General features: G+C 41.9%; 11 protein-coding genes and 1 riboswitch. Of the genes, 1 reads left to right on the top strand and 10 read right to left on the bottom strand.

All coding sequences use genetic code 11. The features are described from left to right. Positions 1–23: 23 nt before the first annotated feature. The 4 genes from IM797_RS16740 to IM797_RS16725 are packed head-to-tail and all read right to left on the bottom strand — an operon-like array spanning position 24 to position 7,081. Positions 24–2,096, bottom strand: a complete 2,073-nt coding sequence (locus tag IM797_RS16740) for a hypothetical protein (RefSeq protein WP_194128295.1) — start codon at positions 2,094–2,096, stop codon at positions 24–26. 28 nt (positions 2,097–2,124) lie between these two features. Next, positions 2,125–3,828 (bottom strand): PKD-like domain-containing protein, encoded by a 1,704-nt coding sequence (locus tag IM797_RS16735; protein ID WP_194128294.1) that lies wholly within the window; start codon positions 3,826–3,828, stop codon positions 2,125–2,127. A gap of 30 nt (positions 3,829–3,858) precedes the next feature. Continuing rightward, complete coding sequence (locus tag IM797_RS16730) at positions 3,859–5,025, bottom strand: YncE family protein (protein WP_228098910.1); 1,167 nt, start codon at positions 5,023–5,025, stop codon at positions 3,859–3,861. Positions 5,026–5,062: 37 nt separating this feature from the next. After that, on the bottom strand, positions 5,063–7,081 hold the full coding sequence (locus tag IM797_RS16725) for a TonB-dependent receptor (RefSeq protein ID WP_194128293.1): 2,019 nt from the start codon (positions 7,079–7,081) through the stop codon (positions 5,063–5,065). A gap of 124 nt (positions 7,082–7,205) precedes the next feature. Continuing rightward, a riboswitch (cobalamin riboswitch) is annotated at positions 7,206–7,401 on the bottom strand. A gap of 92 nt (positions 7,402–7,493) precedes the next feature. On the opposite strand from IM797_RS16725, the gene IM797_RS16720 reads away from it, so the two are divergent. Beyond that, entirely contained in the window at positions 7,494–8,702 is a 1,209-nt protein-coding gene (locus IM797_RS16720; RefSeq protein WP_228098909.1) for a serine hydrolase, read from the top strand. Here the strand turns inward: IM797_RS16720 and cobC are convergent. The 6 genes from cobC to IM797_RS16690 form a co-directional block, all read right to left on the bottom strand. Then, the gene (cobC, locus tag IM797_RS16715; protein WP_194128292.1) at positions 8,695–9,258 is read right to left on the bottom strand and encodes an alpha-ribazole phosphatase family protein; all 564 of its coding nucleotides are present in this window, start codon (positions 9,256–9,258) and stop codon (positions 8,695–8,697) included. The genes IM797_RS16720 and cobC overlap by 8 nt on opposite strands. Then, positions 9,243–10,013, bottom strand: coding sequence for an adenosylcobinamide-GDP ribazoletransferase (locus IM797_RS16710; protein ID WP_194128291.1), 771 nt, complete (start codon positions 10,011–10,013; stop codon positions 9,243–9,245). Before IM797_RS16710 ends, cobC begins: the two co-directional genes overlap by 16 nt. Beyond that, on the bottom strand, positions 10,013–11,023 hold the full coding sequence (cobT, locus tag IM797_RS16705; protein ID WP_194128290.1) for a nicotinate-nucleotide--dimethylbenzimidazole phosphoribosyltransferase: 1,011 nt from the start codon (positions 11,021–11,023) through the stop codon (positions 10,013–10,015). Before cobT ends, IM797_RS16710 begins: the two co-directional genes overlap by 1 nt. A gap of 95 nt (positions 11,024–11,118) precedes the next feature. Continuing rightward, positions 11,119–12,000 (bottom strand): polyphosphate kinase 2 family protein, encoded by an 882-nt coding sequence (locus IM797_RS16700; RefSeq protein ID WP_194128289.1) that lies wholly within the window; start codon positions 11,998–12,000, stop codon positions 11,119–11,121. 90 nt (positions 12,001–12,090) lie between these two features. Continuing rightward, complete coding sequence (locus IM797_RS16695) at positions 12,091–13,116, bottom strand: DUF4302 domain-containing protein (protein WP_194128288.1); 1,026 nt, start codon at positions 13,114–13,116, stop codon at positions 12,091–12,093. A gap of 19 nt (positions 13,117–13,135) precedes the next feature. After that, on the bottom strand, positions 13,136–14,005 hold the full coding sequence (locus IM797_RS16690) for a putative zinc-binding metallopeptidase (protein ID WP_228098908.1): 870 nt from the start codon (positions 14,003–14,005) through the stop codon (positions 13,136–13,138). Positions 14,006–14,016: the final 11 nt, after the last annotated feature.

The raw sequence follows: 14,016 nt of genomic DNA, 5'->3' as shown, positions 1-14,016 counted from the left end.
TTGGTTTTATCATCTGATCGCGATTAATTATTTGTCCAGCGTCCGGCTGCAAGATCTGCATAAGTCGGGTTATAAGCATTTTTTGAAGTCGTCCAGCTTGTTGCACTGATCGAAGCAAATGCATTTTTAAATCCGGCAAACGAAACTAGGCTGGTTTGTGCTTTCACATCAATCGCTGTTACGTTTTTAAGCGCTGAAAATCCGTCAAGATTGGTAACCTTATTATTTACGTAAGACTGTGAATCATTTTGGGCATAGATACTTAATTTCTTTCCAACCTTTTCAAGTACAGGGAACAAAACATTCGTTAAACAACGGGTGCTATAGCCGGTACCCAGGTTAAAATTACCACCAACCGTAGTCAGCGCAGTAAATTTAAGCGTACTCACTAAGGTAGACTGGATCTGCACATTGAAATCACCACCAATTTTTTTCAATTTGGGAATCTCGATCGTGGCTTGGGTTACACCGTTGAAATGGTTAATGGTAAAGTTGCCACCAACTTCTTCCAGATCTGGCATACTAAAGGTTTTCACATTGTTATTCGGCATCAAAAAACTTTTGTTGATTTTCTTAATGCCATTGATCTGTACATCATTGATGTTAGAAATATAACCGTTGAACCCAAGAGAGTCAACTTCAGAAAAGCCCTGCAAAACCGGGAAGTTAGTCAGTGCAGTCGGATTAATGGTTAATGTACCCTTAAAGACATCGTCGCCGATCAACTTTACGCTTCCTGTAGTCTGCATATTCAATTCAGCGACAGTTAAACCTTTCACATTGATTTCTGCAGGAACAGCTACCAATCGGTTGTAAATGGTCAGTTTACCTATCTTTTTTAAACCTGCCGGAAGTCCGAAGCTGGTCATCTTGGTCAGCTCGCCTAAATAGAGCTCTGTACCAACTTCTGTGAGTGCAGTGAAATTTTTGATTCCATCTACCGCGATGTTATTTACTTTCAAAATCCCCGAAACAGTTTTCAATACCGGAAACTCCAAACTATTTAAAGTCTTGGCTTCAATACTTAATCCCCCCGCCTGAACCAATGCCGGAAAGCTCACCTCCCTCAAGGCGCTGGTGGTTGGGATGGTTATTTTTCCGGTAGCCGTCTGTAGCTTAGGCGCGCTGATGGTGTATAAACCAGCCAAGCTGACCATATTGAAATCTCCTGTTTTCAGCAATTCAGATAAATCGATTTTTTCCAGTTTGGTAAAATAGGTAAAACTCAGGCCACCAGTTTCTTTTAAAGAAGGGAAGGCTACTTTTGAAAGCATTGCACCAGAATTTGAAGCTGTATTTAAGGACAATAGTCCCCCCACAGTACTTAATCCCGGTAAAGAAACTCCGGCGATCGGCCCGTCCAGTGTCAAGGTCTTATTCACCGTTTTTAAAGACGGAAACTCGAAGCTCACTGCAACCGGACTCTTGATGTAAATGCTACCCGCATTTACTAAATTGCCAAATACAATGTTTTGCAGACTCCGAACGCCTTCAATCTGAAGATCGGCACCGATACGCTCTAAATTCTCCAATCCAATCAGGTCTTTACCAGAATAGGTAGGATATAAAGTAAACGAATAACCGATCTTTTTAAGCTTGCTTAAAGGAGCAAGACTGGTAACGGAATCTTTCCCTGTAACCCGGCCAATGATCAGACTACCCTTAATTTCGGTAATCCCCTGCTTTCCAAAGGCATCAACATCTGCCTGCGTTGGTAGAATAATCGTTTCCTCAGCAGCAATACTACTCCTGACTACAGTGTACTTATAAGTTTGTTTGGTTCCATTATGTGCTGTTACCACAAACTGCATTTCATCGTCCCATTCCGTTATTGATGAAGGATCCGGGTATATAGTTGCATTTTCACTCAAAACAACGGCTACTTTCGCCTGATCCAGGGATAAGCCCTCAGGCGCTTTCAGCGTGATGGAACGATCTGATATGGCCGCATAAATGACAGAACCAGATTGGTTTAAAGAAAAGGAAGTGATGTAATTGTCGGCTCCTTCAAAACTAACTTCTTTCTTACAGCTGGTTAAAGCCAGTAAGCCCGCAAGTAGCATAAAAAAGACATTTCTATTTTTTAAGGTATTCATTCGAACAGTGGTCTATATGTTTTAAAGGCTATTTTAAGTTTAAATCAATGGCTGCGCCGGCTTCAGTGGATACCTCACCTATGGCCACACCCTTACCCAACTGTCCGGTATGCACCTTTACAAAGTCAATGTATTTTAAATTTGCAGGTGTTCCATCCGCTTTAATCGCGTCTTCTATCCAAAAATTCAGCTTAGAGCCATCTCCAAAATTATCAACATAACCCCACGGGAATCCGGGATTGACATCAATACCACCTACCAGGAATGTAGTTTTCAGACAGGTTCCAGTCAGGGTCAAAGAATTACCGGTAATGAACATCGGGAAATAAAACTTCTGGGTATGATAAGTATTGTAATCTACAGATCCCGTTTTACCCATATTATCAGACCATAATACATCGGTATTTCCGGTAGAAGGTTTGTAATACGTAATGGCATAACGTTGTTTCGTTTCTGCTTTACCGGTCTCACTACCTTTAAGCTCATACCAGGTATCGTCCGGTAATCCGTTACCGTTCTCATCCTGCATGACCCATACAATGCCTGGCTCAGACCAGGTTTCAAAGGCGTTCCCACTGATGCTGATGTCTGCCTTTCCAGCCACATCAGTTACACTATGGTCAAATCCGCTGATGAAATAACCACCAAAAGCGCCTAAACCAGCCACATAGGCTGTAGTCCCGGTATTGACAGCATTCTGCACACTCACACGCGCCTGCTCCATGGTTGATCCTTCCTGAAAATTGGTGAACTGACCTGGTGCCGGGATAAACTCAAAAACATTGGTTACAATCGCCTTACTTCCTGTTACAGCAGCACGGAAATACGTGCCTTCAGCAGGTACGCAGGCAACCGTTACTTTTGCAACAGCCGAAGTTCCCTTTGCAGTTACGGTAATTAAATAATTGCCAAGTGCTGTAGGCTTGAAATTTAAAAATTCTGTCGTAGAACTTTGTACAGCTCCATCTACGGTCCACTCAAAAGTAGGTGTTCCACTGATATTGGAGATTACCGGCGCAAGCACCAGGGTCTTACCTAATGGAATGCTCAAGCGTTTGGTGCTCTGGTCTCCACTCAAACGGAAACGTCCGTCGTCAAAAAACAACTCTGCCGAAGGCGCCGGCAATACCACTACAGAAAATACCTTCAGGTCTTCCCCATCCGCATTCACGACCTTTAAGGTCAGCTGCTGTGCACCCAGGCTGGTCAGATTTAAATTACAGCTGTTTTCATTACTGATTACCACACCGTTTAAGCGCCAGGTATAGCTAGCTTCCTCTGCATATAAAACGTTAGCCACCATTTTGGTATTCAATCCTGAGTAAGCGATGATGCTTGAGGTCATGGTAATCTCTGGCGGGAGTTTGCTCAATACAGTTACTTTAACCTGTTTTTCCACCGAACCATTTTTAGCATCAACCCTAAAAGTCACAAAATATTCGCCCAGTTTATCACCTGTAAAATTGCAGGTAAGTCCGGTTGAGATGATCTTTCCATTCAATTTCCAGGAGTAAATCGGATCTGTAGCATCAGTTACCTTAGCCTCCAATGCAATTTCTTTACCCATTTTAACTTTGTATTCGCCATTTTCGGCAGTAAATTCCAGCGTCGGACCAGCCTGTTCCGGAGTAGTTTTGTCCTTGGAACAAGAAAGCGCCTGTGCAATAAAGCAGGCCAGAATAAATAGTCTGGCTATTCCCTGTACTTTCAAGTTTGGTTTGTTTGTTTTCATTAATATGTTTTTGTTTTTATCAGAAATGTACTAGATGCCACTCAATCTTTTGCGCGTAAACACGATGTGTGCCGGGATGTCACCAGTTTCGACGTCCCATTTCAGTATACCATCCGGAGTAAAGCAGTATAACCTGCCCGGAGTTACATAATCCCGTGCATCGGTTACAAAAATCTCCTTGGTTTCGGGATGTATGGCAATGCCGTATGGTATTGTTATTTTTTTATCGGTGCCATCTTTGATAAAGCTTCTGGATACCACAGCCTTGGTTTTGGTATTGACAATCGCGTAAGTGATGGTATTCGTATTGGTAATGTGGCTCCATTCTGTACTGTAAACATACAATGAATCGCCGCTAATGGTCATGTTACTTGCGGCAATATTCAACACATTCGTTATCTTATCGGCTGGATTGAGTATATATAGATTTGATGCGACCGTTTTATAGTCTCCCCTTGAACTTACGTAAATGTTGTTGTCGCTATCCAGTCTTAAACGATGCAGATTGATACCAACGGTTATTTTCTTGGTCTCTTTAAAAGTATTCAAATCTATAACAGATACCGTATTGTCGTAATTTGGAACACGATAGCCACCAGAATTGGCTACATAAAGCTTATTGTCCCTGATCACCATTTCTTCCGGCTGATAGCCCACTACACAAGTATCTTTAACAGCCAATGAAGCTGTATCTATTTTTGCGATATAGCCTAAGCGTGCATTTGGATCAATTTTAACCGGGCCTGCATAAGAACTCACGTAAGCATTTCCTTTATCAAAGGTGATGTAACGGCAGTTGGGGATGGATATGGTTCCAATTTGCTTGGCTGTATTGACATCCATCACCATCACCAGGTTTGACACATTGATTACAGCATACAGCTTGTTTCCATAAATTTTAATATCGTTGCCCACATCTCCAAGTTCTTTGACTACGTTGGGGTTACGTGATGGAAAAATGTTTTTAAAATACTTACCGGATTCAGCATCATAGTAATCAAGCGAGGCTTTATTACTACCCATATTGGCTTCATTTAATAAGAAAAATCCTTTTACCGGGCCTTTTTCACCGGGCGCCACGGGCGTTACTGTGGGGTCAATGATCGGCGTTTCGGTTTTCCGGCAGGCAGAAAAACTTATTGCACAGACCAATAGGGTTAAAAGTGGTTTTAAACTGAGTTTCATATGCGTTTTCATAATAGATATGGTATTTGAGTCATCAATATGGGATCGATTAAAGTGTAACATTCATCGTAAATTTAAAATTGGTGCCAGGCATTGGGTAGTTTTGAACGACTTCATATTGTTGATTGAGCAGATTGTTAACTTCTGCTGCCAGCCTGACTTCCTTTCTTCTGTATAAAAAAGTCTTTGAAATACCCAGATCGTGAGTATACCAACGATCGGCATAGTTTTCAGGGATCTGAGCAGGGGCTTCATACCGCCCGCCAGTATAGATAAAACTGTAATTCAAATTCCAACTTTTATAACTCGGGTTAAGAATCAGCGAAGCACTGTTCCATGGGATATAATCCAGCTGGGCTCCATAATAAGGACTTGTACGATCGGTTAGATCCTGCGCTTTCTGATAAGTATACACAGCGCGGGCATTGATCAGCACATCAGAAGACAACTGCCAGTCCGACTGGAGCTTAACATCTATTCCCCTGATTTCCACATAACCCCGATTTATCATAGACCACCGATACTGTCCACGTCCTGGCGCCGCAATGATTTTATTGTCAACCTGATTAAAGTAAGCATCTACCTGCAAACCAACAGTCTTCAGCTTCAAGCCCTTAAATTCATGCAAATAACTGGCTCCAAGATTATACTGCCTGGAAAACTCAGGTTTCAGATAAATATTCCCGATATAGGTATAGTACAAATCATTAAAAGTAGGCAGGCGAAAGCTGCTTTTGTAAAATGCCCTTAAACTGAAATCCCGTGTTTCGAAAGGTTGATAAAATGCGATTAAAGAAGGTGTGATTTTTTGTTTGTTTCCTGCTGCCGCACTGGGAATGCTGGTCGTTTCGTGTACAAATGTACCGAGTAATGCTCCTTGTATTTTCAAACGGTCAAAATCTAAAGCGCTGGCCAAGGCCCCAAATGCGGAATAGCGTACAGGATAAACAAAGCCAAACAGGTCCGCATCTAAACTATTCCACGAAAAATCTGTAGCAACATTAACTGTCCAGAAAGGTAATATAGAAAATAGATTTGCAGCCGATACATAAGCTTCTTGTTGCTTAAAGGTATTGTTGATGTACATGGTACTCTCGTCTAATCTCGGATCGGACAGGTAATGCAGGTAGTCATAAGCATACTTTGCTTTCAGCTGCAGGCTATAAAAATCGGTATACTTCTTTTTGAAAGCAGATTGCATGAAAAAATTACTGTCCCACTGACGGTCCTGGTGCGTAAATTTACCAGGCAGCCCCTTGACTGCAGCCCCGGGATATCCACGCTCGGAGTTGTAAAAATACACCTTAGTTTTCCAATCTCCGTCTTTAACCTGACCAAACAAGCCCCCTTCCAGACGCAGGGTATACACATCGCCGTTCTGACGTACCTCCGTGGTATCGTAACCACCTGTTTTTGCAGTACGGAATTTGTACTTACCACTGGTGTTCATATATTCCGCATTGAAGGAACTACTCAATTTGTCATTTAACTTTTGCTCCCATAAAACAGAAGGATTGACGACGTCAAAAGAGCCAGCCTTCATGCCAATCATCACACGGCTCTGTTTTGATCCTGAAAATTCGGGTGTACGGGATACGAGGTAAATCGAACTGGCTGAGGCGAAATCCTTGGCAGATTGAAAAATGGCACTTTTCTGTCCATTGTACAGTGAAATCGCAACCATGTTATCCATAGAAAAACGACCCAGATCAACCACACCGTTCTGGGCATTGCCCAATTGCACGCCATCGTAAAAAACCCCAACATGCTGACTGCCCAGACTCCTGACATTCACAGTCTTTAAACCACCAACCCCACCATAATCTTTGATTTGTAGGCCAGAAAAATAGCGGATGGCATCGGCGACAGAATAAGCGCTCAAATTTTTAAGCGCTTTACCTGATAAGGTTTGAACAGGTATGATCTCCCTGATCAGACTATCGCCGAGAACAGAAACTTCTTTTAAACGATGTACTTTTACTGTATCTATTTTTTGTGCAAAAATGGAATTGCTGAGGCTGGTCAGGCACACAACTGCAAATAATTTCGCATGCAATAAATATCTCATTTTGTCCGTTTAGTTTAAACGGCTATAGGAAAAAGGATAGAAACTGCCAAATGCAATGAATGCATCCTGGCGCAAGCCAAAATCTGCTAACTTGTTTATACCTAAGCTTTTTTCCTCGAAAGCCGTGTATTAAATGCACATTGGCAGGTCTTCTGACTTACTCTGTTCCTGAACGTCCTTCCCATTTCGGTAAAACCGAACAGTGGACTTTGGTGTTCAAAACTTCAATAGAGCTTACAGCTGCGGGACAGTTACGGAATCACACCGTATTCCCTTTTAATTTCGGTTACACACCGAAAACCAAAAGCGCTGCAAAGGTACTCAAATATCCAGCGAACGACAAACAATAAAATTCAAATGTCTATATTTACCTGAAACCTGCTGTGCCAGTTAACCCTTAGCAGGTTAGATTATGAAAAAAATTACCTTCCTCTTATCCATGATACTCAGCATCAATAGCATGGCCCAGACTACGGATACGACACTTATTGAAAAGCTCATGCGTCAGCATCCGGATCAGTTTAATGGAATTTTAAACCACCCCAAAAACAACCAGGTACAAATTCTTTATACCCAGGTTATCCATAACAAAAACCTGCCCCCTCTTTTCAGGACCTATAGCTATCATCTGGATCCACAGCAATATTTTTATCCCGCCAGCACTGTAAAACTTGCAGCCGTAATTTTTGCATTGGAAAAAATCAATCAATTGAAAATTCAGGGACTTAATGCCGAAAGCACCATGATTACCGATAGCGCTTATGCCGGCCAAACCAAAGTTGAACGGGACAGTACCGCAAAAAACGGCCTACCTTCTATCGCCCATTATATTAAAAAAATTCTGCTGACCAGCGATAATGATGCCTTCAACAGGCTTTATGAATTCATTGGACGTGCCGAAATCAATCAAAAACTTCAGAAATATGGTTTTAACGACAGCCGCATTCTTAACCGACTGGCCATAGGCGATTCTGGAGAACCGGCAAAACACACCAATCCGGTTCGGTTTTATAATGGAACGCAGCTTATTTATACACAAGAAGCTCAATATGACCCAAAAGAATATCCCCTCCCCTTGAAAGGCACTACCATGGGTGCCGGATATATCGACAGTACGGAAAAATTGGTCAATAAACCATTTGACTTATCCAATAAAAATGCTTTCGGCCTGAAAAACCAACAGTCGATGATGAAAAGATTGATGTACCCCAATGCATTTCCCGCCGTTGAACGCTTCAACCTGACACCATCGGATTACGAATTGATTTATACTTATATGCATATGTTGCCCGGCCAGAGCGACTATCCGGCTTACAATCCGAAGGAGTTTTGGCCCACTTACGCAAAAATGTTATATTATGGCAGAGAAAAGGAAGTTAAACTCAACCCCGATCTAAAAATATTCAATAAATATGGCGATTCATATGGATACATCATTGACAATGCTTATTTCAAAGACGAAAAGAACAAGATCGAGTTTTTTCTCAGTGCTGTAGTACAATCCAATGAAGATGGCATTTACAATGATGGCAAGTACGAGTATGATACTGTGTGTTTTCCCTTCATGAAAAATCTGGGTCGGATGATCTATGCTTATGAAAAAGCACAGCAAGCTAAATGATGCTCAAAAGCTGATTCAATTGCGTGTCCTTATTCAATACAATTTTAACGACGACACCATAACTTAAAGCAATCCGGAAAGAATTTGACAATGGCAAACCCAGCACCCAGCTGATAAAACTACGGATATTTCCGGCATGGGTAACCAGGCCAACCCGAATGTAATCCTGGTTTAAAAGGTCAGTAATAAAGCTTTCTGTACGCTGGTGCAACTGGATATAGCTTTCCCCGTTTAAAGCTGGTTGATTCACAAAATCCGACATCCAGAGTGTAAGTTCATTTGCATCAATTCCGGACCAGGGCTGCAGCTCCCAGTCGCCAAAATCAAGCTCCTTCAACCGCTCATCAAAAGAAACAGCACCGGTAAATTTGCTCCCCAACGTTGCGCACCTGATTAAGGGGCTGCTGTAAAAATGCTGAATATCCAGCGGCAATTTTGCTCTGACTGCTTCATATTCCGCCTCAAAAAGATCTGTATTTAATGGGATATCCGATTGTCCGTAACAAAGTCCCTTTTCAATACAAGGGCTGGTATGTCTGATTAAATATATTTCCATATACCCAAGGCAAATAAAATGGTAATGACGTAAACGATTTGTTGTGTGGCCCCCAAACAATCTCCAGTATACCCACCAATCCATTTTTTAAAATAAGAAGCCAGATAAAGCTTTGTCAGATAAGCAGGAATAAACACCAACAGCATGAGCCAGTTGTTGAACCATAAAAAAACAGGAATCAGCCAGATGGCACTGATGATAAAATCTTTAACGGAAAGCTTCTTGGCAATCGGCTTAACCTTACTACTTGCGTCTTCACGCGCGTACTCATGTGTATATATGATGGTTACAGGGATAAACCTGCTCAGCACATGCGCCAATACAATAGATTTGATGCAAAACCATAGATCGAGCTCCATCAATGCAATGGATGCAAAAATTTTCAAGGCAAACAATAAGATCACCCCAATTACCCCATAAGCGCCTACGCGGCTGTCTTTCATGATTTCCAGAATACGTGATGAAGTCCAGCCACCTCCAAAACCGTCACAAACGTCGGCAAAGCCATCTTCATGAAAGGCCCCAGTTAAAAGTACACCAGCTGCCAGTGCAACCACCACACATACCGAAGCAGGAAAAACAAAATGAAGTCCATATAAGATTAAAGCAGATAATCCACCGGCAATCCATCCAATCAAAGGAAAATAACGTGTTGCCTTGTTCAGGTACTCCTCAGAATGGTCAACCCATGAGGGACATGGAATGCGGGTATAAAACATCATTGCTGTAAAGAATATTTTGATTTCGTATTTCATCAAGCCGTTTTATTAGATACGCCCGCGCTGTCGAAACTAGCCATTTCATTCATGAAAAGAACAGCGCTGTGAATTAGCGGATAGGCTAAAGCGCAGCCGGTACCTTCCCCAAGTCGCATTCCCAGACCAAGAATGGGTTTTACGTCCAGGTGCTTCAACAAGAGTTGATGTCCCTTTTCATTGCTTTCGTGACAAAAGATAGCATTGTCAATAACCTTAGGATTTAAACGATGGGCGCACAAAAAAGCAACACTGGCAATGAAGCCATCAACCATAATCAGCATGTTGTTTTCATAGGCTTTCAACATCGCAGCACAGATCTGGGCAATCTCAAAACCACCATAAAACTGCAGGGCCTGCATCAGGCCCGAAGGTTCGCCATGGTGTTCCTGGGCTGACTTTAACAAGGTCATTTTATGAGCCAATTGTTCGTCGTTAAGACCGGTTCCCCGGCCAACACACTCTTCCAGCGGAAGCTCACACAGGTAACTCATGAGCAAACTGGCAGAAGAGGTATTGCCAATTCCCATCTCTCCGAAGCCAATGATGTTACAGCCACCCTGATAAACAGCATCAACGATATGTTCTGCACGGTTAAAACACTGCGACAACTCCGCAGCCGAGATGGCTTCTGCAACCAGGTAATTTTGGGTTCCTTTTGCAACTTTTGCGTCAATAAGCCTATCGCTTTCTGGAAAATCATAGTTCACCCCGGCATCAACCACACGCAAAGAAATGCCATGTTGCTTACAGAATACATTAATTGCAGCCCCCCCGGATAGGAAATTGAGCACCATCTGGGCAGTAACAGCTGCCGGATAAGCGCTAATACCGGCCGATGCAGCACCATGATCGGCAGCAAAGACCAATATTTCCGGTTTATTCAATACCGGCGATAAAGTATCCTGAACCAGGCAAATCTGTAAAGCCAATTCCTCCAGTATGCCTAAAGCACCTTGTGGTTTCGTTTTAAAATCTATTTTCTTTTGAATTTCTTCTTTCAGCATCATTTACAAAAGCCCTGTCTAAGCCACAATCCGTGTCGCCAGGGCTTTTGCAAATATATTCGCATTAAAATTAGAAATGCTTTTTTTATTAGAATTACCTATTCCTCACCTTCCAGCTGGCTTTTAATATCATCCAGCTTTTTGGCTTCTTCTTTCACCAAAACCGGATATTTAAGATCCAGTTTTTTAAAAGTATCCGCTAAAATCTTGCTAATCACCAATCTCGCATACCATTTCTTATCTGCTGGAATCACATACCAGGGTGCCTTTTCTGTAGAGGTTTCCTGAATGGCTTCCTCATAGGCCTTCATGTAATCTTTCCACAAACCCCGCTCTGCAATGTCTGCTGAAGAAAATTTCCAGTTCTTTGCCGGATCATTGATCCGGTCTAAAAACCGTTGCTTTTGCTCTTCTTTAGAAACGTATAGAAAAATCTTGATGATTACCGTGCCATTGTCGCTCAGGTGCCTTTCAAAATTACGGATGCTTTCGTAACGTTTGTTCCAAAATGATTTGTCTATTTTCTTTACGTCCTCGTAACCTGGGATCTTTTCGTTTAAGATATACTCCGGATGTACTTTACAGACCAATACATTCTCATAATGAGATCGGTTATGGATCCCGATTCTTCCCCGCTCTGGTAATGCCAGGTAATGGCGCCATAAAAAATCATGCTGGTATTCCTTTGATGTCGGACTCTTGAAACTGTATACCTGGCAACCTTGTGGATTTAAACCAGACATCACATGCTGGATGGCGCTGTCTTTGCCCGCAGCGTCCATGGCCTGAAAAAGGATGAGCACAGAATTAGAATCTGCAGCATACAATGTTTCCTGGTACTTGGCCAATTCTTCTTTAATCTCGTCTAAGCCGGCCTCTCCGGCTTCTTTATCCATGTCACCATGATAACTGGTACTGTAGTCTTTAAGGGAGAATTCCTTTCCCGGATTAGCCAGATAGGATGCAATTTCTTTATTCATAAGTATGTTATAATGTATTAATACAATAAAAAAAGCCATAAGTTTTGACCTGAGGCTAAAACTTATGGCTTTTCAATTTACCGATTAATTTTATCTTAAGCTATACTTGGCTTTCAAATATATTTCACCTGTTTTATCGTAGGCAACAAAGTTCAGGTCAATTGCTGCCGTAGCCGTAGCATCACTTCTGGTCATGCCAGTAAGCACCAAATATTGAGATTTGATCTTGCTTGCGAAAGCAATGGTATTTGCATTCGTTTGCGCATTAAAAGTAAATGGATAATAAGCAATCGCATTGTGACCGATTAACGGAGACAACCTATCGGTAGTCGTATTGTACGTATTGCTGGTTGGCAAAGTATGATCAAAAACAATAGGATACATGGGCAAGAAACCTTTTGCAGAAACGTTGGTCACAAAAGGATCTCTTGTTCTATAACTGGTGATACTGGCATCGCTCCAAACACCCAATTTCACTTTTAAAGTCAATTTCGGTGTACCGTCCATATACTCGAATTCAAAAGTACCATCTCTGTTGATGATGCCGTTTCTCCAGGTTGCATTGCTGAAATCCAAACTGATGGCTGCGTTTGCCCAATCCCAATTGGCGGGTCTTTTAAACAGCTTATAGGTCACACCACCTTCAGGTTTGTAAACGGCCCCACTGCGGTAACCTTGAATCTCAATACTATCGTCGCTAATCTTCATCACTTTGTAGATGTGATCTGTCACATCAGAAGCCGTTGCCCCTATCCTGAATAAAGAAGTCATGATAGAACTCGTTGAAAAGGTAAGCAGCAAACTGCCTGTGCCGGAATCAATTTCAAAAAATGAAGGATTTGGATCCGTGATGCCGTATACCGTTTTCACGTCCACGATATTTTTAGTGGTGTCAAACTTCATCACGATCGGCGTATACGCATTCGCACTCAAACTACTTTTCACCATCATTACCCAACCATTTGGTGCGTTTTGAAGTACATTTTTCAGTGCCTTTGTATTTTCTACCGTTCTGTTTTTACTGTCCATAGCAGCGTTGGTAATGACATCCTTTTCGCAGGAAGCCAAACCAGAAACCATGAGGATACAGTAGAGTATGATTAAATTTCTTTTCATCTTCATAACAATTAAATGATTAATAAACAGTTTTATACACTACAGAATCGAGTACATCATGTAACTTATGCAAGTCCATTCCCTTGTCCAGATAATACTTGTATACCATCCTGTATTTGGTAGCCAGCTTAGGATTTTTACTGGTCATCAGATCGACCTCTGCTTTAGTAAACCGGGCCATACTTTCTACAGATGTTGCAAAGTCTTCTTCAGGTGCATAACCTCCATACGGCTTAAAGAAACCGTCCAAATTGGACTGCGCTACTGATCTGGAGGTATAACTAAGTCCATAATAATCACCAAGCGACACCCGATCGTACAATTCTCCGCGGCCGTATTTATGATCCTGTTCATGTGCATGCTCGTGATATAAAGTCACAATATGATCAAATAACCAGGCCTTATCATTTTTATTAAAATTGTTAACCCCTCCCATTCCAAGCCTGTAAAACTGGGCATTTAAACCTGCTCCGGCCGCCGCTCCGGCACTGGTAATGTCATTGAAATGAATAAAGCCTCCAACTTCGATAAATTCTATCGGCGTTTCCTTGGTAAAATATTGCGGAAAATTCTCTTTCAAAGGCTTCAACCAAAAGCCTTTGATCATAATGCGGGTATAAGCCAGCGCTTTTGTATAATCTGCCGGAACAAAAAATGTCGTTCCCGCAATCGTCCGCTGATTGTATTCATAAATCACTTTCACCCCATATTCTTTATGGATCGAATCACATAAATAATCCAGTTCGTTCCACAGGTATTTAGGCTTGTCCCGAACCTCAAAATAATCAACATTAGCCTGAAACTCTCCTGTAGGATTTCCTTTTTTACATCCAAAAACACCACCTATAAAAAGGGCTACGGTGGCCATTATCATTAGCTTTTTCATCATAGTCATATTTA

Origin of the sequence: Pedobacter sp. MC2016-24, from assembly GCF_015223055.1 — a bacterium.
In the GTDB taxonomy this organism is placed as follows: domain Bacteria; phylum Bacteroidota; class Bacteroidia; order Sphingobacteriales; family Sphingobacteriaceae; genus Pedobacter.
This window is presented reverse-complemented; position numbering and strand designations above follow the sequence as displayed.